The 25,697-nt window shown below is 67.4% G+C and carries 24 protein-coding genes; 18 read left to right on the top strand and 6 right to left on the bottom strand.

Annotation, left to right across the window (positions count from 1 at the left end):
- Window positions 1-6 precede the first annotated feature (6 nt).
- Window positions 7-1,269, bottom strand: a complete 1,263-nt coding sequence (locus BSZ40_RS06905) for a CapA family protein (RefSeq protein WP_073824559.1) — start codon at window positions 1,267-1,269, stop codon at window positions 7-9.
- Window positions 1,270-1,345: 76 nt separating this feature from the next.
- On the opposite strand from BSZ40_RS06905, the gene pgsA reads away from it, so the two are divergent.
- From pgsA to miaB, 10 genes are all read left to right on the top strand, one after another.
- Window positions 1,346-1,930 (top strand): CDP-diacylglycerol--glycerol-3-phosphate 3-phosphatidyltransferase, encoded by a 585-nt coding sequence (gene pgsA, locus BSZ40_RS06900; RefSeq protein WP_073824557.1) that lies wholly within the window; start codon window positions 1,346-1,348, stop codon window positions 1,928-1,930.
- 222 nt (window positions 1,931-2,152) lie between these two features.
- Window positions 2,153-2,494, top strand: a complete 342-nt coding sequence (locus tag BSZ40_RS06895) for a helix-turn-helix domain-containing protein (protein WP_245793928.1) — start codon at window positions 2,153-2,155, stop codon at window positions 2,492-2,494.
- Window positions 2,495-2,602: 108 nt separating this feature from the next.
- A complete protein-coding gene (locus tag BSZ40_RS06890; RefSeq protein ID WP_073824554.1) occupies window positions 2,603-2,821 on the top strand; it encodes a DUF3046 domain-containing protein in 219 nt (72 codons plus the stop codon).
- A 78-nt stretch (window positions 2,822-2,899) separates the two neighbouring features.
- A complete protein-coding gene (locus tag BSZ40_RS06885) occupies window positions 2,900-4,174 on the top strand; it encodes an LLM class flavin-dependent oxidoreductase (RefSeq protein WP_084542701.1) in 1,275 nt (424 codons plus the stop codon).
- The gene (locus BSZ40_RS06880) at window positions 4,174-4,848 is read left to right on the top strand and encodes a CE1759 family FMN reductase (RefSeq protein WP_073824553.1); all 675 of its coding nucleotides are present in this window, start codon (window positions 4,174-4,176) and stop codon (window positions 4,846-4,848) included. Before BSZ40_RS06885 ends, BSZ40_RS06880 begins: the two co-directional genes overlap by 1 nt.
- 2 nt (window positions 4,849-4,850) lie before the next feature.
- Window positions 4,851-5,318 (top strand): MarR family winged helix-turn-helix transcriptional regulator, encoded by a 468-nt coding sequence (locus BSZ40_RS06875; protein WP_073824551.1) that lies wholly within the window; start codon window positions 4,851-4,853, stop codon window positions 5,316-5,318.
- Window positions 5,319-5,497: 179 nt separating this feature from the next.
- Window positions 5,498-6,664: a recombinase RecA gene (gene recA / locus BSZ40_RS06870; protein ID WP_073824550.1), complete on the top strand. Its 1,167-nt coding sequence runs from the start codon at window positions 5,498-5,500 to the stop codon at window positions 6,662-6,664.
- A 32-nt stretch (window positions 6,665-6,696) separates the two neighbouring features.
- The gene (locus BSZ40_RS06865; protein WP_073824548.1) at window positions 6,697-7,212 is read left to right on the top strand and encodes a regulatory protein RecX; all 516 of its coding nucleotides are present in this window, start codon (window positions 6,697-6,699) and stop codon (window positions 7,210-7,212) included.
- Window positions 7,209-7,727 carry a CinA family protein gene (locus BSZ40_RS06860; protein WP_084542690.1) on the top strand — a complete coding sequence of 173 codons (519 nt, stop codon included), beginning with the start codon at window positions 7,209-7,211 and terminating at the stop codon, window positions 7,725-7,727. The genes BSZ40_RS06865 and BSZ40_RS06860 overlap by 4 nt, the downstream gene beginning before the upstream one ends.
- A gap of 11 nt (window positions 7,728-7,738) precedes the next feature.
- A complete protein-coding gene (gene miaB, locus BSZ40_RS06855; protein WP_073824546.1) occupies window positions 7,739-9,268 on the top strand; it encodes a tRNA (N6-isopentenyl adenosine(37)-C2)-methylthiotransferase MiaB in 1,530 nt (509 codons plus the stop codon).
- A gap of 56 nt (window positions 9,269-9,324) precedes the next feature.
- On the opposite strand, the gene BSZ40_RS06850 is transcribed toward miaB, so the two are convergent.
- Window positions 9,325-10,263 (bottom strand): YbjN domain-containing protein, encoded by a 939-nt coding sequence (locus BSZ40_RS06850; protein WP_073824545.1) that lies wholly within the window; start codon window positions 10,261-10,263, stop codon window positions 9,325-9,327.
- A gap of 34 nt (window positions 10,264-10,297) precedes the next feature.
- Here BSZ40_RS06850 and miaA point away from each other — a divergent pair, with 34 nt between their 5' ends.
- The 3 genes from miaA to BSZ40_RS06835 all read left to right on the top strand — a co-directional run bounded on the left by miaA (window position 10,298) and on the right by BSZ40_RS06835 (window position 13,725).
- Window positions 10,298-11,203, top strand: coding sequence for a tRNA (adenosine(37)-N6)-dimethylallyltransferase MiaA (gene miaA, locus BSZ40_RS06845; protein WP_073824543.1), 906 nt, complete (start codon window positions 10,298-10,300; stop codon window positions 11,201-11,203).
- Complete coding sequence (dapF, locus tag BSZ40_RS06840) at window positions 11,203-12,141, top strand: diaminopimelate epimerase (RefSeq protein ID WP_073824542.1); 939 nt, start codon at window positions 11,203-11,205, stop codon at window positions 12,139-12,141. Before miaA ends, dapF begins: the two co-directional genes overlap by 1 nt.
- A gap of 126 nt (window positions 12,142-12,267) precedes the next feature.
- Complete coding sequence (locus BSZ40_RS06835) at window positions 12,268-13,725, top strand: OmpA family protein (RefSeq protein WP_073824540.1); 1,458 nt, start codon at window positions 12,268-12,270, stop codon at window positions 13,723-13,725.
- Between the two features lie 23 nt (window positions 13,726-13,748).
- Here BSZ40_RS06835 and BSZ40_RS06830 read toward each other — a convergent pair whose 3' ends face one another.
- A complete protein-coding gene (locus BSZ40_RS06830) occupies window positions 13,749-14,360 on the bottom strand; it encodes a class I SAM-dependent methyltransferase (protein WP_073824539.1) in 612 nt (203 codons plus the stop codon).
- A gap of 97 nt (window positions 14,361-14,457) precedes the next feature.
- On the opposite strand from BSZ40_RS06830, the gene hflX reads away from it, so the two are divergent.
- From hflX to BSZ40_RS06815, 3 genes are all read left to right on the top strand, one after another.
- Window positions 14,458-15,927 carry a GTPase HflX gene (gene hflX, locus BSZ40_RS06825; RefSeq protein WP_073824537.1) on the top strand — a complete coding sequence of 490 codons (1,470 nt, stop codon included), beginning with the start codon at window positions 14,458-14,460 and terminating at the stop codon, window positions 15,925-15,927.
- Window positions 15,924-17,921: an ATP-dependent DNA helicase gene (locus BSZ40_RS06820; protein WP_073824535.1), complete on the top strand. Its 1,998-nt coding sequence runs from the start codon at window positions 15,924-15,926 to the stop codon at window positions 17,919-17,921. The genes hflX and BSZ40_RS06820 overlap by 4 nt, the downstream gene beginning before the upstream one ends.
- A gap of 70 nt (window positions 17,922-17,991) precedes the next feature.
- Window positions 17,992-18,987 (top strand): L-lactate dehydrogenase, encoded by a 996-nt coding sequence (locus BSZ40_RS06815; RefSeq protein WP_073824534.1) that lies wholly within the window; start codon window positions 17,992-17,994, stop codon window positions 18,985-18,987.
- An 88-nt stretch (window positions 18,988-19,075) separates the two neighbouring features.
- Here the strand turns inward: BSZ40_RS06815 and lexA are convergent, their stop codons facing one another.
- Window positions 19,076-19,750: a transcriptional repressor LexA gene (gene lexA, locus BSZ40_RS06810; protein ID WP_073824532.1), complete on the bottom strand. Its 675-nt coding sequence runs from the start codon at window positions 19,748-19,750 to the stop codon at window positions 19,076-19,078.
- A 131-nt stretch (window positions 19,751-19,881) separates the two neighbouring features.
- Between lexA and BSZ40_RS06805 the strand changes: the two genes are divergently transcribed.
- Both BSZ40_RS06805 and nrdR read left to right on the top strand, forming a co-directional pair.
- Window positions 19,882-20,301, top strand: a complete 420-nt coding sequence (locus tag BSZ40_RS06805) for a hypothetical protein (RefSeq protein ID WP_073824531.1) — start codon at window positions 19,882-19,884, stop codon at window positions 20,299-20,301.
- A gap of 122 nt (window positions 20,302-20,423) precedes the next feature.
- Entirely contained in the window at window positions 20,424-20,870 is a 447-nt protein-coding gene (nrdR, locus tag BSZ40_RS06800) for a transcriptional regulator NrdR (protein WP_073824529.1), read from the top strand.
- Window positions 20,871-20,942: 72 nt separating this feature from the next.
- On the opposite strand, the gene BSZ40_RS06795 is transcribed toward nrdR, so the two are convergent.
- Together BSZ40_RS06795 and BSZ40_RS06790 are read right to left on the bottom strand one after the other, a co-directional pair.
- Window positions 20,943-23,759: a glycoside hydrolase family 3 N-terminal domain-containing protein gene (locus BSZ40_RS06795; RefSeq protein ID WP_073824527.1), complete on the bottom strand. Its 2,817-nt coding sequence runs from the start codon at window positions 23,757-23,759 to the stop codon at window positions 20,943-20,945.
- A gap of 71 nt (window positions 23,760-23,830) precedes the next feature.
- Window positions 23,831-25,687: a glycoside hydrolase family 3 protein gene (locus tag BSZ40_RS06790; protein WP_124912176.1), complete on the bottom strand. Its 1,857-nt coding sequence runs from the start codon at window positions 25,685-25,687 to the stop codon at window positions 23,831-23,833.
- Window positions 25,688-25,697: the final 10 nt, after the last annotated feature.

The following is a 25,697-nucleotide window of genomic DNA, read 5'->3' as shown; positions in this document are numbered from 1 at the left end:
GCGCCGCTAGCGGGGACGCGGCACTACCTGCGGCTCGGGGCCCGAGGGGGTGTAGGGTGCGCGTCGCTGCAGGCTATCTCCGCCCATCACCTCTACGAGGGCCGCGAGGCGCTCGCTGGCCTCGGTGGCGCTGATGGTGGCGTCGGGGAACTGCCCGGCGGCCAGCTCCGCCAGCGGGTAGACCCGGTGGCCGCCGTCGGTGTCCGTGGTATGGGCCGTCCACGTCATCTCCGTGGTCACCGCCCCGTCCGGCTCGCCCGGGACGGTGACGGTGAGCACCAGGAAGAGCCCGACGGGGGAGAGATAGGCGCAACACTCGGCACTCTGGTTGGACACGTAGTTGCCCGAGCCGTAGGCGACCCAGGTGGTGCCGTTAGGGCCCCCGCCCAGGCGGGTGATGGGTTGGGGGACGTGCACGTGATTGCCGAAGATGGCGTCGAACTGGCCGGTGGCGGCCAGCTCGGCGGCCAGGTTTTCTTGGTTCTGATCCGGTTGGCTCTGGTATTCGGTGCCCCACTGGATCTGGAGCACGACGACGTCGGCCCCGGCGGCGCGCGCGAGCTCGGCCTGCTTGGCCAGTTGCGGCACGTCTATGTGTACCACTGACCACGGGGCCTGCTCGGGCAGCGGCAGGCCGTTGGTGTCGTAGGTGGCGGCCAGCTGGGCCACGGTGATGGTTCGCTCGCCGCGTTGCAGCTGGTAGAGCTGGGCCGCGGGGGCCTCTATTTCGGTGCGTCCGGTGCCCGCCGTCCCCAGTCCGGCGGCCTCGGCGGCGTCCAGGGTGGTGACGATGCCCTGCCAGCCCTGGTCGAGGGAGTGATTGGAGGCGGTGGTGCAGCCGTCCCACCCTGCCGACGGCAACGAGGCAATGACTGCGGGCGGCATCCCGAACAGGGGCCAGCCGGAGGGCTCGCCCCCGGGGGGTACCTGCGGCACCTCCAGCCCGCACAGGGCGAGGTCCACTCCGCTGGTCCAGGGGGCGAACGGGGCGAGCAACTCGGTCAGGTCGCCGTCGGGGGTACTGTCGAGCACCGGCATGTGGGTCAGGACGTCGCCCGCGTATCCGATGGTGATGGTCACGGGGGCGGGCGGGGTCGGGGTGGGAGTCGGGGTACTGGAAGTGGCGACCGCGCTGGGGCTGACAGGCGGGGCAGCCGGGGCAGCCGGGGTCGGGGCGGGCGCGGCGGGGAAACAGGCAGCCAGTAGCACACTGCCCGCCAGGGCAGTGCCGATCAGCGGCCGGGGGACACTAGCGCGAAATACTGCCATTTTGCAATGTTACGGGCGATGCGGCGTCGGCGCTTTGACTTTCGAAAAACGATCTCGGGCCCGCTAGGCTGGGGGTATGCCAGAAGCCAAGACCACGGTGAGTCTGTGGAACCCCGCCAACCTTTTGACCATGCTGCGCCTGGCGCTGGTGCCGGTTTTCGTGGTGCTGCTGTGGCACAACTCCCCGACGAGCCGCTGGGGGGCGGCAGCGGTCTTCGCCGTGGCGGCTGCGACCGACAAGTTCGACGGAGATCTGGCCCGGAAATACGGGTGGATCACCAACTTCGGCAAGCTGGCTGACCCTATCGCCGACAAGGCGCTTGTGATGTCGGCGCTGGTGCTTTTGACCTGGCAGGGGGTGCTGTGGTGGTGGGTGGCCCCGGTCATCATCGTGCGGGAGCTTGGCATTACCGTGCTGCGATTGTCTTTGGCGCGGGTGGAAGTTATTGCGGCGAATAATTTGGGGAAGCTGAAAACGGTGACCCAGATGCTGTTTATTCAGTTGGCCCTCATTCCGTGGTCTACTTTTCTTTCGCCGGGCGCCGTCGGGCGGGTGCAGGTGGTCGTTGAGGTGCTGGTAGTAATCGCGGTTGTGCTCACCGTCTGGAGTGGTGTGGGTTACATTTGGGGCGCGCGGCAGTCGCTGCGGGCGCGCGACTAGGCCCGGCTGGGGCGGTAGCCGGGGAGGGGGGAATAATCGCTGGCGGTTGGCGTTGTCATTTTACGAATGGCGCCGCTGGCGTTATTCAGCCAACGTCCATTAACTGCCTCTATTGTAGGAGTCATGACAAGGATGCACCCTATGAACCCGGTTCCGAGTCGCCCGATGCCTAGCAACCGGCGCCCGCTGACACGACCTGCGGTTACCCGCTACGGTAAGGGTGTGGTTTCTCCATCGGCTTCCGTTTCCGCACCTGTACCCGCCGCTACCCCGGTCTTGCGTTCCGAGATTGGTGACGTGCTGCGCGACCTGCGACTGAAGCAAGGACGCACCTTGCGGGAGGTCTCGGCTGAGGCGCGGGTCTCCCTCGGGTACCTCAGTGAGGTGGAGCGCGGACAGAAGGAGGCCTCTTCGGAACTGCTCGGCGCCATCTGCGCGGCGCTCGGGGTGCCGCTGTCGTTGCTCCTGCGCGAGGTCTCGGAGCGCATTGCCTTGGTGGAAGGGGTCACCATCCCGGACACCATTCCGCCGGAGTTGATGCGCTCGGAGGCGCCGATTTCCTAACGCGTGTGGTGCAGGTGGGACAGGGCAGTGGCCCTGTCCCACCTGTTTGTGTGGTGGGTCTTAAACTGCGGGTAGTGGCGCTAGCGCGGGAGAGCGGGGAGGGGCGGCGTGAAGCACAGCGAGTTTGCGGCGGCGTTGAGGCAGGCTTTCGGGGACGTGCTGGGGCCGAGCTACGCGCAGGACGTGGTTCTCTCGCCCTGGGGGCTGACGGCGAGCGAGGCGCTGGCGGCCGGACAGCGGCCGGAGGAGGTTTGGCGGGCGCTGTGCGAGGCGGTGGGGCGGCCGGAGCTGCGGTGGCTGCATCGTGAGGTGCGGTGGCCGAAGTGAGGGAACCCACGTTGCAACTTCTGTTCAAAGTTGAAATAATCAGTGGGACGAAGTCGACGTAAGGAGAAAGTCGTGTTCATGCAATTTGGCGTCATGTCTGTAGGGGATGTCACCACTGACCCCACCACCGGCCGCACCCCCACCGAGGGCGAGCGTATTGACGCTATGGTGCGCATTGCCATCCACGCGGAGGAGGTGGGCCTGGACTTCTTCGCGCAGGGGGAGCATCACAACCCACCGTTCGTGCCCTCCTCGCCCACGACCATGCTGGCCTACATCGCCGCCCAAACCTCTCGCATCCTGCTGTCGACCTCGACGACCTTGATCACCACCAACGACCCGGTCAAGATCGCCGAAGACTACGCCACCTTGCAGCACCTGACCGGTGGGCGGATGGACATCATGCTGGGACGCGGCAACACGGGCCCGGTTTACCCCTGGTTCGGCAAGGACATTCGCGACGGCATCCCGCTGGCGGTAGAGAACTACGCGCTGTTGCGGCGACTGTGGGACGAAGACGTCGTGGACTGGTCCGGCAAGTTCCGTACGCCGCTGCGCGGCTTCACTGCTACCCCGCGTCCGCTAGACGGACTGCCGCCCTTCGTGTGGCACGGCTCCATCCGTAGCCCCGAAATTGCAGAGCAGGCGGCCTACTACGGTGACGGCTTCTTCCACAACAACATCTTCTGGCCCGCCAGCCACACGGCCAAGATGGTCCAGCTCTACCGGCGCCGCTTTGCCCACTACGGGCACGGCACCGAGAAGGAGGCGATCGTCGGCTTGGGTGGTCAGGTATTCATGGCCCGAAACTCGCAGGACGCCGTTAAGCAGTTCCGGCCGTACTTCGACAACGCACCGGTCTACGGTCACGGCCCCAGCTTGGAGGACTTCTCCGAGCAGACCCCGCTCACTGTTGGTTCTCCGCAGCAGGTCATCGACCGTACGCTGAGCTTCCGCGAGTACGTGGGGGACTACCAGCGCCAGGCCTTCCTCATCGACCACGCGGGGCTGCCCCTGGATGTAGTCCTGCGGCAGTTGGACTTCCTGGGCGAGATCCTGCCCACTTTGCGGGCCGAGTTCGCCGCCCGGCGGGAGCCCGGGGTGCCCGACGCGCCGACGCACGCCAGCCGCCTGGCGGCCCGGGCCGGCGCCAGCGGTGCGGAGCAGGCGCAGCCGGAGCCTGGCAACGACGAGCAAATCGTGCTGGCGGAGCAGGCCAGCGACCACTTTGGGGTGCGGACTGGGCGCGGTGGGGACAACGTGACCGGCGCGAGCTTCTACCCGCAGGCGGCCTCCGACGAGGCAGCCATTGAGCGGGCGGACGCCTTGCTGCGAAAAGCCGAGGGGGAGTAATGCGAGCGGTCGTCATCGACGCTTCCTTGTCGGAAGCTGCTACCTCGGCGCGTTTGGGGGACCAGCTCATCGAGAGGCTGCCCGAGCAGTGGCAGGTGCAACGCCTGCAGCTGCGCCCCCTGGCGCATGAGCTAGTTGACAACCTGTTGACGGGCTTTCCGTCGCCGGCGCTGGAGCAGATGCAAGCCGCGGTGCAGGAAGCCGAGGTGGCGATCGTTTTGACCCCCACCTACCAGGCGGGCTACTCGGGGCTGCTCAAGCTGTTCTTCGACACCTTGCCGGAGCAATCTCTTGCGGGCACGGCGGTGCTGATAGGTGCCACCGGGGGCACGGCCCGGCACGCCCTGATGGTGGAACACGCGGTGCGGCCACTGTTGTCGTACCTGCACGCCGTGGTGGTGCCGACCGCGCTGTTCGTGGCGGCCGACGACTGGGGCGGGATCCAGGGGGCCGACGAACAGGACGGGCCGGGGGCGCTGGCGCGCAGGCTGGATCGGGCGGTGGCAGAATTGAAACTGCTAGCGCAGCTGGTCCAGGGCCGACCGACAGAGGTAGTGGAACCCTCCGCTCCGACTGCGGAGCGAAAGGTGGACGACGGATTGGCTTTTGCACGGACAAAGGTTGATGATTTAGATACTGTCGTCCCATTTGAAGTTCTACTACGGAGTGTCTAGTTGTGAGCAAGCGGATTTCTCCAGCGAAGCTCGCTGCGTGGGGAGCCTATCTGGAGTATTCCGCGCGCATCATGGTGCACCTCGAGCGCGGCCTGAAGGCCCGCTCGGGGTTAACCATGGGGGAGTACAACATTCTTTTGGTCCTGGCGCAGGCCGCTGAGCCCCTGCGGATGGGGGAGTTAGGGCAGAAGGTGGTTTTTGCCCCCTCGCGCCTGACCTACGCCGTCGGGGTGTTGGAGAAACGGGAATTGGTGGAGCGCTGCCCCGATGCCGGAGACAGGCGGGTGGCCCGCGTGACGCTGACGGCGGCGGGTCGGGCGGCCTTGCGGGCCGCCGCCGGGCCGCACTTGGAGGACATTGACACGACCGTCATGTCCCACCTGGATGAGGCAGACGCGGCCCACCTGCACCGCATCTTCACCCATCTGGGGCAGTGCCTGCCCGACGGCGCCACGCCGCCCCCGAAATAGCCACTCGAACACCTGTTCGTATTAAGGTTTCCACTGAGCGGCTGACGCGGTGTCCATCCACATGCCGGAGGGCGGGCGCGTCAGGATGTCAGTGGCCGGGCATAGTCTCGCTCCCAGCGGCCCGGAGAGGGCAACTTGGCAAGGCCAGGACTGAAAACCTAAGCGAGGAGCGACAAACAATGGCACAGGTAAACGCGGATCGGGCAAAGGCTCTGGAACTGGCCCTCAGCCAAATCGATAAGCAGTTCGGCAAGGGCTCGATCATGCGCCTGGGGGACGACACCCGGCCGCCGGTGGCGGTAATTCCCACCGGCTCGGTCGCCCTCGACGTGGCACTCGGCACCGGCGGGCTGCCGCGTGGGCGGATCGTGGAGATCTACGGCCCGGAGTCTTCGGGCAAGACAACGGTGGCCCTGCACGCGGTGGCCTCCGCGCAACGTGCCGGTGGCAACGCCGCCTTCATTGACGCCGAGCACGCGTTGGACCCCGAATACGCTAAGAAGCTGGGGGTGGACACCGACAACCTGTTGGTCTCGCAGCCCGACACCGGTGAGCAGGCCCTTGAGATCGCTGACATGCTCATTCGCTCCGGTGGCCTGGACATCATCGTCATCGACTCGGTGGCCGCTTTGGTGCCCAAGGCGGAAATCGAGGGCGAAATGGGTGACTCGCACGTCGGCCTGCAGGCACGGCTGATGAGCCAGGCCCTGCGCAAGATCACCGGCGCCCTGTCCGCCTCCGGCACCACCGCCATCTTCATCAACCAGCTGCGGGAAAAGATCGGGGTGTTCTTCGGCTCCCCCGAGACCACTACCGGGGGCAAGGCGCTGAAGTTCTACGCCTCGGTCCGCATCGACGTGCGCCGCATCGAGACCCTGAAAGAGGGGGGCGAACCGATCGGTAACCGCACTCGGGCCAAGATCGTGAAGAACAAGATGGCCCCGCCCTTCAAGCAGGCCGAATTTGACATCCTCTATGGGCAAGGCATCTCCCGCGAAGGGGGCCTCATCGATCTTGGTGTCGAGACCGGCATCATCCGCAAGTCCGGATCGTGGTTTACCTATGACGGTGACCAGTTGGGGCAGGGCAAAGAGAATGTCCGCAACTTCTTGAAAGACAACCCGCCGCTGGCCGCGGAGATCGAGAAGAAGATCCTGGCTGCGCTCGGCATCGGCCCGAGCCCGGCGCCCGAGGTGGAGGCGGCTGCCGAGGGCGACGCCCTACTTGACGTGCCCGCTGCTACCAAAACCGTGGCGAAAGCCACGGCCGCGGCCAAGAAGGCGGCTGCCGCCCCGCGGGCGGGGACCAAACGCACTAAGAACGCCGAGGATGCGGGCGGCTTCTAGTGGAGGCGCGGAGTGGTCGGCAGGGACGGCGCGTGCGGCGCTCGCCCGCCGACCTGCCGCCCGCCGCGCGCTACGAGGCCGCCCGCGAGGTGGTGCTCAAGTCCCTGACCGCGTGCGCGCGCACCCGGGGGCAGCTGGCCGCCACCCTGGCGCGCAAGGGCTTTGACGAGGCAACCGCGACGGCGGTGTTGGACCGGCTCACGGAGGTCGGTCTAATTGACGATGCGGCTTACGCCGAGCTGCTGGTGCGCACCAGGGTGGCCGAGCGGGGGCTGGCACCTGCCGCCATCGCCAGCGAGCTGGCCCGCAAGGGGGTGGCCAGCAGCATCGTGCAGGCCGCGGTGGCACAGATCGACGCCGACCAGCAGCGCCAAATGGCGAGCCAGCTGGCGGTTAAACGAGCCCGCAGCCTCACCAACTGCACCCGGCAAGTGGCCTGGCGGAGGCTGACCAGTATGCTGGCCCGCAAGGGCTACCCCGCCCAACTGGTCAGCGAGGTCGTGACCCAGGTATTGGCCGACTGGGCCGAGCCGGAGGAGGAGCAGTGAGGCAGGCGGTACCCGACCACGAGGAGCTGGGGCGGCAGGTGGCCGCCGCGGCCGAACGGTTGCTGAGGCAGCTGCGGCGCCTGCACTATTGCGTGGCCACCGCCGAAAGCCTGACCGGCGGACTCGTGTGCGCCTCCCTGGCCGCCGTCAATGGGGCCTCCCTGGTGTTGCGGGGCGGCATCGTGGCCTATCAGGAGCAGATCAAGCGGCGGCTGCTGGGGGTCGACGCCCAACTGCTTGCCGACAAAGGCACGGTCGATGCCGAGGTGGCGCGCCAGCTGGCCGACGGGGCGGCCCGCACCCTGGCAGCGGACCTCGCGCTCGCCACCACGGGGGCGGCAGGCCCGACCGGGGTGGGCGCGCACCCGCCCGGCACGGGATTCATCGCCCTGGCCCTGCCCACGGGACAAACGCTAGCGCGCGCTTTCGCATTTGCGGGTGACCGCAACCAGGTGCGCCTACAGGTAACCGCGGAAATACTTGCCTGGGCGGAGGAGCAGGTTTCGGTCCTTTAAAATCTGCGCCGATGACTACGATGATGCCCCGCACGTACCACGTGCGCACCCTCGGGTGCCAAATGAACGTTCACGACTCCGAACGCATGGCAGGCTTGCTACTGGACGCGGGCCTGGTGCCGGTGGAATCGGTGCCGGAAGCTGCCGCCCGGGCCACACAGGCCGGGGACGGGGGCGCAGACGTCGTCGTGCTCAACACCTGCTCGGTGCGCGAGAACGCTGCCACGCGCCTCTACGGCAACCTCGGGCAACTGGCTGCCGTTAAACGCAGCCGCCCGGGCATGCAGATCGCGGTGGGCGGCTGCCTCGCGCAGCAACTGCGGGGGAGCCTGCTTGATAAAGCCCCCTGGGTGGACGTGGTGTTCGGCACGCACAACATCGACGTGTTGCCCACGCTGCTGGAGCGGGCCCGGCACAACGCGGCGGCTGCCGTTGAGATCGAAGAGTCCCTGCAGGTCTTCCCCTCCACCCTGCCCGCCCGCCGCGACTCGGCGTTTGCTGGCTGGGTGTCCATCTCGGTGGGGTGTAACAACACCTGCACTTTTTGCATAGTGCCGCAGCTACGCGGGAAGGAACGCGACCGGCGGCCCGGCGACGTGCTGGCCGAGATCGAGGCCCTGGTCGCCGAAGGCGTGGTGGAGGTGACGTTGCTGGGGCAAAACGTCAACTCCTACGGGGTGTCGTTCGGAGACCGGGGGGCGTTCGCCAAGCTCCTGCGCGCCTGCGGACAGATAGAGGGGCTGGAACGCGTGCGCTTCACTTCGCCCCACCCGGCGGCCTTCACCCACGACGTGATCGACGCGATGGCGGAGACCGCTAACGTCATGCCGTCGCTGCACATGCCGTTGCAGTCCGGCTCGGATCAAGTGCTGCGGGCCATGCGGCGGTCCTACCGCAGCGAGAAGTTCCTGCGTATCCTGGCGGATGTGCGGGCCGCGATTCCCGACGCCGCCATCACCACCGACATCATTGTCGGCTTCCCCGGCGAGAGTGACGAAGACTTCGCCCGCACCCTCGAAGTCGTGCAGGCCGCGCGCTTCAGCTCCGCCTTCACCTTCCAATACAGCCCGCGGCCGAACACTCCGGCTGCCGATCGGCAGGACCAGGTGCCGAGCGACGTGGTGGCGGCCCGCTATGCGCAACTGCTGCAGCTGCAAGAACGCATCAGCGAGGAAGAAAACGCCGCGCAGGTGGGGCGCACCGTCGAGGTGATGATCGCCGAGGGCGAGGGGCGAAAGGACGATCGCACTGCTCGCATCACTGGGCGGGCACGCGACAATCGCTTGGTGCACCTGACGCTGCCCAGCGATCTGCCCACTGACGCGCACCCCCGCCCGGGGGACATGGTCACCACCGTGATCACCCACTCCGCTCCTCACCACCTGCTGGTAGACGCCAACACTGCGCAGGGGGCCTTTTCGGTGCGGCGCACCCGCGGGGGTGACGCCTGGCAACAGCTGCAGGCCGCCCCGCAGCTGGAGAAGGACACCGCGCCGGTCAGCTTGGGTTTGCCCACCCTGCGGGTGGGACCGCCGCGCTAAGGAGGTTTGCGGCTGGCAGCGGCGCGCCCGCGGTGGCGTCCCTCGACATGGGATGGCTAATGCGAGATGGCCACCGCTCCGAAGCTTTCCAGGGCGGAAATCACCGCGACCAGAGCCTCGGTGAGCCACGTGCGCAGCTGTTCCGCGCCTGCGCCCGCCGAGACATCGATGATGAACTCGGCCCGCAACACCCTCTGCTCGTTCGTCTGGTAGCACAACGTCGGGGCGACAGTGGCCCGATTCCAATCGTTGGTGATTAGCCCCAGTTGGGAGACCACCAGGTCGGAGAGTTCGCCGGGCCACTGGCCAGCGACCCGCACGAGGCCCGCGTCAGGCAGGTGGGTGATCTCCAGCGGAAAGTTGTTGACCACCCCGTGGAGCCCGCCGGTGTCGTTGATGCCGAAATGGAGGTCTAGTTCCCGCAAGGCCCGTTGCAGGTGGGCCAGGTCGACGTCCGTGGTCACCTCGGTGACATCCTCCGGTGCGGTTGGCAGTGCGGGCAGTTCCACAGCCGGGCCCGGCAGTGCCGCCGGATCGGTGACTACCGCTACGGCGGCTCGCTGATTAGGGCGTAAGGGGTCGGGCCAGGCAGCGGCCAGCTTTTGGCTTTGCGACAGAGACCGAGAGGCAAAGTTGTGGAGGAAGGCATCAAGTTGGCTGTCGCTCACCCCCGCCTGCACCGGCAGGGCCGTCTCCCACACCACCACCACGGTGCCGTCGTCCAACACCCGGGTGTAGCACTTTGGATCGGGGCGCTCGAAGTTCAAGTCGCGCAGCAGGCTCAGCAACTCTGTTTGCTGCTCGATGTCGGCGCGGCGTGGCCAGGCCACCCGTGCCTGCAGGATTTGGTCTTCCGGACCTACTTGATGCAGCCGCACCACTAGGCCGCCGAGGATCAACCCGAGGTGACCGACGCCGTCGCTAAACCAGTCATATCCTCCGCGCTGCAGGGCGTGCGCCAGGCGGGCGGTGGAATAAGGAGCGATCGTGTGCATGGGTCCAGCCTAGGCGGCCCCGTAGGCTGGGGGCGTGATCATTGCTTTGGTGGGCCCCACCGCAACGGGCAAGAGTGAATTGGCCCTGGACGTGGCCGAGGCTTTGCAGCGTGACGTCGAGATCGTCTCGGCTGACGCCATGCAGCTCTATCGCGGCATGGATATCGGTACCGCCAAGCTGCCGGTAGCCGAGCGGCGGGGAATCCCGCACCATCAGCTTGACGTCCTAGAGGTGTGGCAGGAGGCCTCGGTGGCCGCCTACCAGCGGCACGCCCGGGCCGACATCGCCGCGATTCGCGCGCGGGGGGCGGTGCCCCTAGTCGTGGGGGGATCGGGGCTCTACGTCCGGGCCCTGCTGGACGAGATCGACTTCCCCGGCACTGATCCCGCGGTGCGGGCCCGCCTGGAGCAGGAGGCGGCAGCCAGCGGCCCGGCGGCCGCCCACGCCCGCCTAGCGGCCCTCGACCCGCCGGCCGCGGCGCAGATTGCGGCGGCAAACGTGCGACGGGTGGTGCGGGCCCTGGAAGTCATCGAACTGACGGGCAGACCGTTTTCGGCCCAATTGCCCGCCCAGCGATACCACGCCCCCACCATGCAGTTTCAGATCACCGTCGACCAAACCACTTTGCGGCAGCGAATCGCGGCGCGCACCGATGCCATGCTCGCTGCCGGGCTGCTGGAAGAAACCCGCTTACTGGCAGCGCAGGGGTTGCGGGAGAGCAAGACCGCCGCCCGCGCCACCGGTTACGCCCAGGCATTGGCGGTGCTCGACGGGCAGCTGACGCAGGCCGAGGCGGCTGCCGCCATCACCCTGGCTACCACCCAACTTGCTCGCCGACAGCGCAAGTGGTTCGCCCGGGACTCCCGTATCCACCATTTGGATCCGGCGGAGGATATGGTCAAAACCTGCGTGCAAATGCTGAACCAAGAAGGACTGTGATGTTCACCAACCCGACCCCGCCCCCGCCTGCGGGCGCCCTCCTGAGCCTGGCCGATGTCACCCTAGTCAAGGGGCACGCCACCCACAACGACTTTCTGGTGCTGACCGACCCCACCGGCAAGGTGGTGCTCACCTCCGATGTGGTGGCCTGGCTCTGCGACCGACGGGCCGGAATCGGCGCGGATGGCTTGATCCGGGTTACGCGTCCGGAGTTCGTGGCTGCGGCCCCGGCGGAAACCGCGGGCGCCGAGTGGTTCATGGACTACTACAACGCAGACGGCACCCACGCAGAAATGTGCGGTAACGGTGCTCGCTCGTTCCTGCACCGGTTACACGCGTCTGGTTTGGCAGAACTTACCCCCTGGGAGCCGCTGCAGTTCGGGACCCGCGGTGGGCTGCGGCGCGGCTGGCGCCAGGCCACCGCCGGGGGAGACCTCTACACGATTGATATGGGGCCGGCCCAGTATCCGGGCGGTGACTCGGCGGTGGCAGATGGGCACGACGTGTCGGTCCAGATTGCGGCCTTGGCCGGGCAACGGCCCGGGTTGCGGGTGGCGATGCCCAATCCGCATGTGGTGGTGGCCCTCGATTCCGTCGACGAGTTGAATCAGGCACAGCTGGTGGGCGACGCCAACGTCACTCCGGTGCTGCCCGAGGGCACGAACTTGGAGCTGGTGGTACGGCAGGAAGACATTAGCCCGGAGCTAGGCGCGTTCCGGATGCGGGTGCTGGAGCGTGGCGTCGGGGAGACGGCCTCTTGCGGTACCGGCTGTTGCGCAGCCGCCGCCGCGGTGCGGCTCTGGGACGGGCCCGAGAGCCCGGACCGTTATCAAGTCACCGTCCCGGGTGGGCAAGTTGAGGTCCACCTGCGGGAAACCACCATTGAACTAACCGGCGACGCCGTGGAGGTGGCTCATATCACGTTAGGGGTGGTTTAGTCTATTGGTCGGGGGCGGATTTGGGGCGCTTGCCCCTAGGTCTTGCCTCTCCGCACCTGTTTAGCTGGAACGCGAAAAAGTCACCCGTCCCTGCGAGGACGGGTGAGTTATTGACGCAGGAGGCAAATGTTGCGGTTCGGGCGTTCAGTGGGGCTGCTGGCAGGCACCGCCCTAGCAGTGAGCGGTTGTGGCATGTTTGGGCCGGTGCAGGCCGGAGGAGCGACGTCTTCCTCCGCCTCAGCGGTGCCTTTCGACGCCGCCAGCCCCACCCAGGGCAGTGCAGTCACCCGGCACACTTCCCTCCAGGGCGTGGACCTCACCGTCACCGTCGGACCTGCCTTGCGCCAGGCAGAGCGACTGGTGGTGCCGGTAAATGTGGTAGGACGCGGCGACAAGACGGTGGACTTGGCGCCCCACTGGACTGCCCCGAACTCCCAGGGCGTGACCGGGGCCGCCGTCGTCGACTTCACCACCGGACAGCTTTACCCCGCCACCGCGCTCGCCACCGAGAAACTGCCGGTAGGAGGGGAAAGTTCCGAGCCCGCGGTGGCTCACCTGGCGACCGCTGCCGTCGCGGGCCCGCAGCTCTCGGTGCTCCTGCCCGGTATTGGCATGGTGCACAACGTGCCGGTGCTCGACACGGAGATCCCGTCGGCGTTGGCCGCAGAGCTGGACAAGCTCGGTGCCCGCTTCCCGGCGACCCCCCACGCTCTGAATGTCTCGCTCACCGAGACGTCCTCTGGCCTGCGTATCAGTCAGACCGACGCAGGTGTCACCGCTGTCCTGCCCACTGACGACCTCTTCGTGCCGGATTCGCCTGACCTGACTTACACGGCCCACGACGCACTCGCGGACCTCGCAACGTACGTCGCGCCGCTGAGTGGGGGCACCATCCAAGTGACGGGGCACAGCGATGGCGTTGGTGAGGCCGCCGATAATCTGGCCTTGTCGCAGGCCCGCGCCGAGGCGGTAGCCGGGGCGTTGCAAGAACAACTGGCGGGAGCAGGATTTGAGTTTTCCGCCAGCGGGCAGGGGGCAAATCAGCCGCTGGTCCCGGAAGTTGACGCCGCAGCAAATCGGCGGGTCGAGGTGACCATCACCGCGGACGTTGAGGGAGCGCTGGTGCCGCCGAGCGCCGGAGAAGAGGTGCCCGTGCCCGCCCGCAACGAGCTGGTCGGGCAGGGGCCCATCGAAGTGGTCGATAGTGAGAACCAGGAGGCGGTGCGCATCGCCGTCAACAGTTTGCAGCGCCACGGCGACTTCCTCGTCGGCGAGTTTCTGGTCACCGCCACCGGGGAGAGTCATACACGCTCCGCCGCAGACTGGCTGGGGCTTTCGAACGACAACCGGGAGACGGTAGCGGTGTTGGACGGGCAATTGCGGTTGGCGCCGGTCACTTTCACGGAGGACGGCGCCCAGGTGCCACTAGCCGACCTAGGTTCCACTGAGCCGCTGCCGGAAGACGAGACCGTGGCGGTGACCGTGGTCTGGCCCGCGGTCGACGCAGAAACCGTCACCCTCGATGTGGCAGCCACGGAGGAGGGCAGTGAGGGCTGGCGATTGACTGACGTGGCCACTGACTGAGTAGGAAAGGAAATTTTCTAGTCTTAGTCCGCGGATCGTCTGGTTTCCAGCACGCGGAAGCCTTTGGCCGAGGCGAGGCGGATGGTCGGGAAGCCGTTGTCCGTCAGCCAACGTGCTAAGGAATCGGCACCCAGGTTCTTGGAGACGACCAGGTGGGCGGGCGCATGCGGGGCGAGGAGCGGTAGCCAGGACTGCAATAGCTGATGCAGGGCCTGTTTGCCGATGCGAATCGGGGGGTTGGACCATAATCCCGCCAGCTCAATGCCGCGTTGCCTGAGGCGGGCGGGAGCATCGGCGCCTAGCACCTCCACGTTTGGCAAGCCGGCGCGGGCAGCGTTTTCCCGCGTCAGTGCTTGGGCGAGCGGGTTGATGTCGGCCGCCACCACCTGGGCGGCCGGGCTGGCGGCCGCCAATGTCAAGGTCAGCGGGCCCCAGCCACAGCCCAGATCGGCCAAATAGCCGGTGGCGGGCGGGGGAGGGACATGGGCCAGCAGCACCGCGGTCCCCGGGTCAAGCCGACCGGTGGAGAAGACCCCGGCGGCCCCCACCACCTGCCAGGTCCGCCCCGCCACCGTCACCTCGTGCTGCGTGCGGGCGGCGTCAACCGCGGCCGAGTCAGAAAAGTAGTGATCCACAGGGCAACGGTATCCCCAGCACGCGCGCCTGTGCGACGCGCTCACGCGCAAAAGATGGGACAATCAGGCAACTGCCCACCCCAACTGCAAGGATCCAATGACTGACGCACAGCCCCCCATTCGCGAAGATGACATCGTGGCCCGCATCCTGGCCAGGGCGGGCACGGCCCTCGCCTCGACCGAGGGCCATGTTGAGTCCTCGGCCGGTGAGCTGGAACGTGAGGAGCGACTGGCCCTAAAGCGTGTGCCTTCGCTATCCACCGAACTGGAAGATGTCTCCGAGGTGGAGTACCGGCAGGTACGGCTGGAGAAGGTGGTGCTGGTGGGCCTGTGGTCCACTGGCGGCGTCGAGGCGGCCGAGGTGTCCCTGCGGGAGCTGGCCGCGCTGGCAGAGACAGCAGGCTCCCAGGTGCTTGACGGGGTGCTGCAGCGGCGCGCTACCCCCGACCCCGGCACCTACCTCGGGAAAGGCAAGGCCGCGGAGCTGGCCGAGATCGTGGCGGAGACCGGGGCCGATACCGTCATTGTCGACTCCGAACTCGCCCCCTCGCAGCGACGCGGTCTGGAGGACGTTGTGAAGGTCAAGGTGGTAGACCGCACAGCCCTGATCCTGGATATCTTTGCCCAGCACGCCAAGTCACGGGAGGGCAAGGCGCAGGTCGAGTTGGCACAGCTGGAATACCTCCTGCCGCGCCTCCGGGGCTGGGGGGAGTCCATGTCTCGGCAAGCCGGTGGGCGGGTAGCGGCCGGTGCCGGTATTGGGTCGCGCGGCCCCGGGGAGACCAAGATTGAGCTGGATCGGCGGCGCATCCGGCAACGGATGGCGAAGCTGCGGCGGGAGATAGCCGCCATGGCCCCGGCCCGGGAGACTCGCCGGTTGAACCGGAAACGCCACCGGGTACCGGCGGTGGCGATCGTCGGCTACACCAATGCCGGCAAGTCCTCCCTGCTGAACCGACTCACCGACGCCGACGTGATGGTGCACGACGCGTTGTTCGCCACCCTGGACCCAACAGTGCGCAAGGCGGAGACAGCCGAGGGACGCGCCTACACCCTGACCGACACGGTTGGCTTCGTCCGCAATTTGCCCCACGAATTGGTGGAGGCTTTTCGCTCCACCTTGGAGGAGGTGGCGGTAGCGGATCTGCTACTGCACGTGGTCGACGCCGCGCACCCCGATCCAGGGGGACAGATCGAGGCGGTCCACGAGGTAATTAGCACGATTCCTGGAGGCAGCGAGGTGCCCGAGCTGATCGTGTTCAACAAAGTGGACCTCGCCGATCCGGTGGACCTGTTGGCCCTCCGCACGCGCTTCCCGCAGGCGGTGGCAGTCTCGGCCTACACCGGGCAGGGCATCGACGAGCTGCAGCGGCGACTGGCCGCTGAGCTTCCCCATCCCGGCACCCAAATTGACTTGGTGGTGCCCTACAGCCGAGGGGATCTGGTGGGGCGCGTGCACGCAGAAGGGGAGATAGAAGTGGAGGAACACCTGGAGGCAGGCACCCGCTTGGTGGCACGAGTCCGGCCGGGCTTGGCACAGGAGCTGGCGCGCGCCGCACAGCCGTGAGCGAGGACGCCGCTGCCGCCAGCCTAGAAATCCTGCGACACGCCGTCGCCCAACTCGGGGGCGCTCCGCGCGCCGGGCAGGCAGCGATGGTAGACGCCGTCGCCGCGCACCTGGAGACGGGCAGCCACCTGCTGGTGCAGGCGGGCACCGGCACGGGGAAATCGATCGGCTACCTGGCACCGGTCATGGCCTACACCGCCCGCACCGGGAGGCGGGTGGTTATCTCGACCGCCACCCTGCCCTTGCAACGCCAGATCCTGCGCAAGGACGCCCCCCGAGTGGCGGCCGCCACGGAGCAGGTGCTAGGCACGGCCCCCACCTTCGCGGTGCTGAAGGGGTGGGCGAACTACGTCTGCCGCTACAAGGTGACCGAGGCAGCCACTCCTGACTCCCTGTTCAGCGTTGGGGAGGCTAGCGGGGTCGAGGAGGGGCAGGGGGCCCGCTCCGAGCTGGAGGAACAGGTGCTGCGGGCACGGGAGTGGGCGGCAACCACCAGCACAGGCGATCGCGACGATATGGTGCCTGGTGTCTCCGATAGGGCCTGGGCGCAGGTCTCGATGGACAGAGCACGGTGCCTCAAACGGGCCTGCCCATACCTAACTGATTGTTTTGCAGAAACCGCGCGTGCCACCGCCTTCGCTGCCGACGTCGTGGTTACGAACCACGCGATGCTGGCGGTGGTGGCGGGCGGCAACAGCGCGGCCCTGCCCGAGCACGACGTGCTGATCGTTGACGAAGCACACGACCTTGTGGAGCGGGTAAGAAGCCACAACACCTTCACCCTGTCCGGCCCCGCTGTGGCCCGGGTGGTGGCCACCGCGCGGCGCGGGGGCGGGGCGCAGGTGGGGGCCCTGGAAGAGGCCGGGCGCGGTTTGGAAAACGAACTGTGGCAGATCGACGACGGGCGGCTGCCCGATGGTCCCGGCCCACAGCTGGTGCAGGCGTTGACCTTGGTGCGGGCAGCGGCCGTCACCGCGTTGGAGACGTGCCGCAAGCCCGGCCCGGGTATGGCCACCGACGAAGTGGCCAAAGCGACGGCGGCCGCTGCCGCCCTCACCGATTTGGTCACTGCCACCGAGCACGCGCTGTCGCCCGCGATCGCTGAGCGCCGGGAGGTGGCCTACGTCGAGCGACCCAATTTTGGGCAAGAACCGCCCCAGCTGGTGATTTGTCCCATCGAAGTGGGAGACAAGGTTGCGTTTGAGCTCTTGCAGGATCGGGCGGCGGTGCTGACCAGCGCCACCCTGAGCCTCGGGGGCAATTTCTCAGCGGTCGCGGCCTCGCTCGGGCTGGGGCTGACCGAGCAGCCCTGGCAGAGCCTGGATGTGGGCAGCCCCTTTGACTACGCCCGGCAGGGCATCTGCTACCTCGCGCCGCACCTGCCCGCCCCGACTAAGGACGGCACTTCCCCACAGCTCTTGGACGAACTGGTGGAACTGATCGAGGCTTCCCAAGGTGGGGCACTCGGCCTCTTCTCCTCGCGGCGGGCCGCCGTGCGGGCCGCGGAGCATGTGCGTGCAGCAGTCGATTTTCCCCTCTACTGCCAGGGGGAGGATCAGCTGCCCACGCTGCTGGAGTTGTTCCAAACGGATCCGCACGCTTGCCTGTTTGGCACCCTGTCCCTCTGGCAGGGGGTGGATGTGCCCGGGGATACCTGCCGTCTGGTCACCATCGATCGCATCCCCTTCCCGCGTCCCGACGATCCGGTGTTGGAAGCTCGCAGCGAGCGCGTGGCCGCCCGGGGCGGCAACGCGTTCATGACGGTGACCGTGCCCTACGCGGCCCTGAAACTCGCGCAGGGGGCCGGGCGACTCATTCGGCGGGCTGACGATCGGGGGGTGGTGGCGCTCCTAGACCCCCGCATTGATACGGCCCGCTACGGCAGTTATTTTCGCCGCAGTTTGCCGGAGTTCTGGGTAACCAGAGAACTGGCAACAGTCAAGGGGGCTTTGGCACGCCTCGCGGACACGGCCACTAAACATAATCAGCCCTAAGGGCCCTGCCGACGCCTGACAACACGCACTAGCCTAGAAGTACTGCCGGTTGCCCTAAAGGAGAGTAGACATGTCCGGTCCCGACAACGTTGCCCAAACCCTGTACCCAACCCGCGGCGAATCCCGGCCCTCGAAACTGGCCATTATTGGAGCCGGCGCGGTGGGCTCCACCCTGGCATACGCCGCCGTCATCCGCGGCGTGGCACGGGAAGTGGTGCTCTACGACATCAATAAGGCCAAGGTCGAGGCGGAAGCCCTCGACATCGCCCACGGCATCCAGTTCACGCCCATGAACCAGGTCCTGGGATCCGACGACATTGAGGCGGTGCGGGATGCCGACGTTGTCGTCATCACGGCCGGCGCCAAGCAAAACCCCGGCCAGTCGCGCCTGGAGCTGGCCGGGGCGACCGTCGATCTCATGAAGAAGATCCTGCCGGGAATCCTGGAAGTGGCCCCGAACGCGGTCTACATCTTGGTGACCAACCCGGTCGACGTCGTCACGTATGCCTCGCTGAAGATCTCCGGCCTACCGCAGCAGCAAATGTTCGGCTCCGGCACCGTGCTGGACACCTCCCGGCTGCGTTATCTCGTGTCGCTGGAGACCGGCATCGCCGTGCAGAACATTCACGCCTACATTGCCGGGGAACACGGCGACTCGGAGGTGCCGTTGTGGTCCACCGCCGAGATCGGCAACGTGCCGCTGGAGCGGTGGGATCTAGGGGACGGGCGCCGTTTCGATGAGGCGCTGAAGGAACGCATTCGCGTGGACGTGGTCGAGTCCGCCTATCGGATCATCGCCGGTAAGGGAGCTACCAACTACGCGGTGGGGCTGGCCGTCACCAAGATTATCGAGGCGGTACTGCGCGGCGAGAACCGGGTGCTGACTGTTTCTACCCTGCTCAATGGCTGGAACGGGATCACCGATGTCTGCATGGCGGTGCCGACCATCGTCGATCGCAACGGGGCCGGGCGCGTGCTGGAGCCACCAATCACGATGCACGAGCGCGATTTGCTGACATCCTCGGCGATGCAGCTGCGCGCGGTCGCCCGCGACTTGGGCTTCTAGACGCCCGGGGGCAGACTTTGGGGGCGGAACCACGCCGTGGTTCCGCCCCCAAAGTCTGCCGTCGAGGCAATCGCGGCAGACCCGCGCGTTACAGGGACCGAATGACGGTCACCACCTTGCCGAGGATCGTGGCCTCATCTGCCGGGATCGGGGGGTAGGAGGAGTTGCGCGGCAAGAGCCACACGTGCCCGTCACGGCGCGACAGCGTCTTGACGGTGGCCTCCCCATCCAACATGGCAGCGACTATCTCGCCGTTGTCCGCCACGGCTTGGCGGCGCACCACCACCCAGTCGCCATCGCAGATAGCGGCATCGACCATGGAGTCACCCACCACCTCGAGCATGAATAGTTCGCCCGCGCCGGTAAAACGACGCGGCAGGGGCATGACATCCTCCACGTGTTGCTCGGCCAGGATCGGGTTGCCAGCGGCGATACGGCCCACTAGCGGCACGTAGGTGGGGGCGGGCAGTGGTTCTTCGTCATCGGCCAGCGGTGGCGGTGCCACCACCGGCAGCTTGGTGACCTTCGCAGCGGGCGCCTGTGCGCCGAGAATCTCAATCGTGCGCGGGCGCCGGGGGTCGCGGCGGATGAACCCACGTTCGGCTAGGACATCAAGGTGGTGCTTGACTGAGGACGTGGACGACAGGCCCACGTGCGTGCCGATCTCCCGCATCGACGGCGGATAGCCAGTATTGGCGGTCCTTTGGGTGATGAAGTCCAGGATCTCGACCTGTCGGGCAGAGAGTACTGATTCAGGCTCCACTGCTCCTCCTCAAAATGTCAGTGCCTCGCGTTGCACTTAGGGCACCAGCTTACGGACCGCGATACCGGAAAGCAAACGTCTGTTCGAATGAATCTCGACAAACGGGTGCCCGGGTCGTAGCATGGGAACAGATGTTCGACGAACAAGTGTTCGAGGAGATGAAGATGAGTGCTTTGCCGATCAGCTCGGTGCTAACCACCCCGCGGCCTACCCCTGTGCGGCGGCACTTGCGCGCCGTCCCAGACTTGATCGCCGCCCCGGTGACCGGGGGCACCGATTCGCCGTCGCCTACCCTGCCCGTGCGCCCTGCGCGGCCGCGTCCCGTCGCCGATTCAACGGGGCGTCCAGCCCGGCCGCGACCGGTGGGGGCGGTGCGCCCCGTGCACTGCTCGCCTGGAGTGCGGGGGCAGGTGCCGAGCAAACCGCAGCGAGGTTGGGCACGTCTCCGCCGGGTGGCGGAGAACATTGCCATGGGGGTAGTGGCCCTCGGAACGGTCGTGGTCGTGGTGGCGGTTGCCGCGGCGGTCGCTGGCTTCGGCCCGTTGGCGTGAGGGAAGACGGGCGCGCAGCCCGCGCGTGGGCGCGTAATCGGCAGCGCAGGGCTGCGCGGGCACTGCCTACCGGTGGTTAACAGGGTAGGCTTTGCATTCCAGCCCCGAGCCGAGGAGACCGAGTGCGTTGCCCCCTGTGTCTGAACGCTGATTCGCGCGTAGTCGATTCGCGAGCCAGCGAGGACGGCAGCGTCATCCGGCGACGGCGGGAGTGTGCCGGCTGTCAACAACGCTTCACCACCACCGAGACTGCCAGTCTTTTCGTGCATAAGCGCTCCGGGGCGCTGGAGCCCTTCTCGCGGGAAAAAATCGTCTCCGGCTTGCGGCGTGCCTGCCAAGGGCGTCCAGTTACCGACGATGAACTGGCACTGCTCGCGCAGCGTGTCGAGCACACGATCCGCGCCACGGGCGCTGCCCAAATTAACGCCCACGACATAGGCATGGCGATCTTGCCGCCGCTGCGCGAGCTAGACGTCGTGGCCTACCTCCGGTTTGCCTCCGTATACCAAAACTTCTCCGGCCTGGAAGATTTCGAACGGGAGATAGCGGCGCTGCGGGCGAGCCAGTAGCCCCTGCCTACCTTTACGAAACGCGGCGGCGGAGCCCGCCAAGGCTCCGCCGCCGCGTGCAGACGAGGGCGGCTAGCGGCGCAAAATTCCCGCTAGCTCGGCATAGACGGCCTCACTGACGGAGGCCTGCCCGCCCACCACCACGACGTGGCGCAGCTCGGGGTTGTCTGCCAAGGCCGACCGGACTGTGCCGGGCAGAGTCGTCGCCGGGGTGAAAAACAACGCGGCCTGGCGGTCGTTGGCCAGCGAGCCTCCGCTGAGGGCGTCGGCGTAATCCTGTCCGGAGGCCACCACAACTGCGCGGGGCTGCGGCAGGAACTTGGCCGCCAGCTGCACCGCCGTGGCGTAGCGGTCCCGCCCCGTCACGGCCTCAAAGTCGAGGGGCGCACCGTGCGGGTGCTGCAGAGCAGTTGCCGCTGCGCCCCCTACCCCGACCAACTTAAGGTTGCGATCGGCGAGGAACGTCTCGACGGCAGCGGGCAGACGCCCGCCGTCGCTGAGCAGCACCACGGCTTGGGCCGGGCCCGCCGCGGTCCCCGCCGCCAGGGCGTCCGGGAAATTGGTGCCGTCGGCCACCAGCACCCGTTCGATATCCGGGCTAGCGTCCACGGTGGCCTGCGCTAAGGCAACTGCGGTGGCATACCGGTTGGGCCCGGCCACCCGCTCGACCTGCAGCCCGGCCTGGCGCAGGCCGTCAGCAACCGCTGCGGGCACCGAGCCTTCGCCGCCAGCAATGGTCACCTTGGTGATGCCGTGTGCCTGCAACGCGGGAATCAGTTCGCTGTCCAGGGTGGGACCAGTCAGCAGCACCGGGGCATCCAGGGCCTGCGCCAATGGCAGAGCTGCCACCGCGTCGGCGAACGTCGTACCGGAGGCCAGCAGCGCGGTATCCGCCCAATCACCGCTTGCCAATACCTCCCGCGCGGTGGCATACCGGTCCGCCCCGGCCACGCGCTCGATATCCCGATAGTTCAGGCCCCAGCCGCGGGGATAGGCCACGTCGCTGCCGTCTGTCTTCGGTACCGCCACCGGCAACTTACCAACCGGGTCCTGGCCGACCAGCACCCGCACGACCGCCTCGGCCGAGACCTGCTTGTTGGAATAGGTAGCGATCGCCGCCTGCGGGAAGGCCTCGGCCTCAAACTTGGCCAGGTCGTAGGGATTACGGGTAGAAACCATGATGACTGGCTTGCCTGTGGCCGCCACCTGCCGCACCATGCGCTCCTGGGCGGCAGAGAGGTTGTAGGTGGTTAGCAGGACCACGTCGACCTGCCTGGCCGCTTCCACCATCGCCGCTATCTCTTCGTCGGTGGGCTGGATCTTGGCCGTGGACTTAAACGTCACCGTGAAGCCGGCCGCCTCCAAGGCAGGCGGGAAGAACTCGGGATTGCCGTAGGTAGAGCCGGCCACCAACACCTTCGGCGTCCGGGCAGCGGACAGCGGCAGCAGGTGCGAGTTGTTGCGCAGCAACGTCACCGACGAGTCAGCGATCTGGCGGGCAACGGCCAGATCGTCCTGACTCCCGACCACATTGGCGGCCGCCGCCGGATCGACCGGGGTGTGGTCGAGGATGCCGCGTCGTTCCTTCCATTTGAGGATGCGCAGCACGGACTCGTCCAAGCGCTCGCTGCTGAGTGTGCCGTCGGCCAGCGCCGCCTTGACCGCGTTGATGACTGCCGGTGCGTCGTAGACGTTGAGCAAGATGTCGGAGCCCGCCTGCAAGGCCTTGACTGCGACCCGGCCGCGGATGGGGGCCATGAATGCTTTGAACTCCGCCGAGGCCGCCTGGGCCTGGTCGGCGTAGGTTGGGTCGGCTGCGGCTTGATCCTTGGCGGCCTTCTCTGCGTCCTTCAGCTGCCGGTAGCGGACCTTTTCCTCCTCAGTCATCACAGCCAGCTGGGCCCCCTCCATGTCGAGGGCGTCGGTGGTGATGAGCCCGGTATAGCCCAACTCGCCCCGCAGCAAGTCCGTCAAAACGGCCTTAGACAGGGTCCCGGGCATCGTCGGGTCGATCGCCTCGACGATGATGTGGGCAGTCATGATCATGTCCACCTCGGCCGCTATCGCCGCCTTGAAAGGCGTCAGGTGCCGGTCGAGCGTGGCGCGGTCATACTTGACCACGGGCAGCCCCAGGTGCGAATCCACTTCGGTGTCGCCGTGGCCGGGGAAGTGCTTGGCCGTAGCCGACACCCCAGCCTGCTGCATGCCCGTGATCTGGGCGGCTCCGAGCTCGGCGACAAGGTTTTCGTCGTCACTGATTGATCGCACCCCGATGACCGGGTTGGCGGGGTTGGTATTGACGTCGACGGTGGGGGCAAAGTCGACGTTGATGCCGAGGGCTGCCAGTTCGCGTCCCAAAACCTGTCCCTGTGCCAGCGCCAGGGGAACCTGACCGGTGGCACCGAGCGCCATGTTGCCGGGAAAGACCGTGGCCGGGGAACCCACGCGGGCGACCAAGCCGCCCTCCTGGTCGATGGTGATCGCCAGGGGCACCTGAGCGCCGGAGGTTTTCGCGGCGGCCTGCAGGCCGTTGGAAAGGGTGGCGACTTGTTGTAGGTCGGTCGGGTTGGATTTCAGGTTGCCCGACCAGTTGAAGTACAGCACGCCCCCCAGATGGAACTTGGCTACCGCCTGTGCCGGCGTGCGTACGTCTGGACCGAAGACGGCCTGGTTTTTCGCCGCCAAACTCTCGTCGTCGGCGCTTGCGCCGTAGACGTGTGTCCACAGCAGCTGCCCGACCTTCTGATCGAGCGTCATTTGGGACAGGATCTCTTCGGCGCGTGAACCGGTTGTCGACTGCGGATCGCTGTCCTGCATGGTGCTATGGGCTGTGCCCGCGAGACTGGCAGCCAACAGGGTGGCTGCACAGAGTGACGCCAGTGCTCTCACAAGTCCTCCTTGAATCGTGTGCTCCAGCAAGTATCCCCCGGCAGGCTGCCGAACGGGGCTGGGGAGGAAGACTATTTCTCGGTGGCGGGCAGCGACAGACGCACCGGCAGGCTGCCCGGGGCCTTGCCACTGGTCAGGGCCGCGACCAGTGCGCTGTCCGCGCCGGGGGCGGTGCTAAAGGTGGCGAGGAGCGCGGGAGCATCGGCTTCCTGCTGCCAGTGCGCCAGCTCGTATGGCGTGGCCGTGGCCACCACGACCAGCGGGGTAGCCAGGGCGGCCAGCTGGTGCACGAACTGCAGCTGCGCGTCGTCCGCATCAGCAGTCAGGGCGAGGACGACGTCGACCCGCTCGGCCAAGGCCACCATCCGGGCCCGCTCGCCTGCGGTCGGCACCAGATCCGCGCTGGTGATCGTCTCCACCGCGAAGCCTGCTTGCCGCAGCGCCTGGGCGAAGAACTCGGGGGCGGCCTCCGGTGGCCCGACCAGGGCCAGGCGCGGGGTGGACTGCACGCTCAGTGGCAGCGGCGCCCCGGCCCGCACCACGGTAACGGCCGCCCCCGCCACTTCGCGGGCTACCTGTTGGTGCTGGGCCTGGCCCAACTGGTCGGCGGCAGCGGCGGCCTCCACTTGCGGGGGCGCGAGCAGGCCGCGCTTGGCCTTCCAAGTCAGAACGCGCCGGGCAGCGTCGTCTAGGCGCGCCGAGGGGAGCGAGCCATCGGCCAGGGCCGCCTCAATAGCGGAAACGGCCGCGGGCACGTCCGGGACGCTCAGCAGCACGTCCGCCCCGGCCTGCAGCGCCTGCACGCAGACCCGTCCCGTGACGGTGGCATGCAGATCCGGGTCTGCCTGCGCGTAAGCCTCGGCCTCGCCGGGCTCCAGGACCGCCAGGCGCACCCCCTCCATGTCGAGGGCATCGGTGGTGATGAGCCCGGTGTAGCCGAGATCGTCCCGGAGGAGGTCAGTGAGGAGCGCAGGGGAAAGGGTGGCGGGGCGCTGTGGATCGCGGGCCTGGACAATGATGTGGGCGCTCATTATCAGGTCGACATCCGCCGCAATGGCGGTCCGAAAGGGGGCGAGATGAGTTTGCAGGGTGGCTTCGTCGTAGGTGACGATGGGCAGCCCGAGGTGGGAGTCAACCGCGGTGTCGCCGTGACCGGGGAAGTGCTTGGCAGTGGCGGCCACCCCGGCCGCCTGCAGGCCTTCGATTTGCGCTGCCGCCAGCGGTCCGACCCGTTGTGGATCGTCCCCGAGGGCCCGCACCCCGATGATCGGGTTGGCGGGATTGGTGTTGAGGTCCACGGCGGGAGCGAAGTCGACATTGATGCCCAGGGCGGCTAGTTCCTGCCCGAGGACGCCGCCGACACGCCGGGACAGCTCCGGCTGGTTGGCGGCCCCCACCGCCAGGGCCGGGGGCAGGAGCGTGGCGGGTGCCCCCAGGCGACTTACCGGTCCGCCCTCCTGGTCGACGGCCAAGGCGAGGGGAACTAGCCCGCTGCGGGCGGCGCTGGCCTGTAGGTCCGCGGATAGCTCCGCCACCTGGGCGGGGTCGAGGGGAGTGGAGAGGTTGTCGGTCCAGGTGAAGTAGAGCAGGCCGCCCAACCGGTGGGTAACAACTGCTTCGGCCGGGCTGTGCACTTCCGGGCCGAAGACGGCCTGGTTGTCGGCGGCCCGGGAGGTGTCGTCGGCGCTCGCGCCGTAGGCGTAGGGCCAGATGATTTGCCCTATCTTGTCGCGCACACTCATGCGGGACAGGAGCTGCTCCACCGCCGGGGTACTCGGCGATGGGGCACCGGAGGCGGTGGCTGCCGGTGGGGCGGTGGCCGTCGGTGGGGTCGTCGCCGCAGCCGGGGCCCGGAGGGGCGGGGCGGTGGTGCAGGCCGCAGCTAGCCCAAGGCAGACTATGCCCAAACTTGCCAGTCGTCTTCCCATGATGCCTTCC

This window comes from Buchananella hordeovulneris, from assembly GCF_001907235.1.
GTDB lineage: Bacteria > Actinomycetota > Actinomycetes > Actinomycetales > Actinomycetaceae > Buchananella > Buchananella hordeovulneris.
The sequence above is the reverse complement of the archived record's forward strand: the minus strand, read 5'-3'. Positions and strand labels throughout refer to the sequence as shown.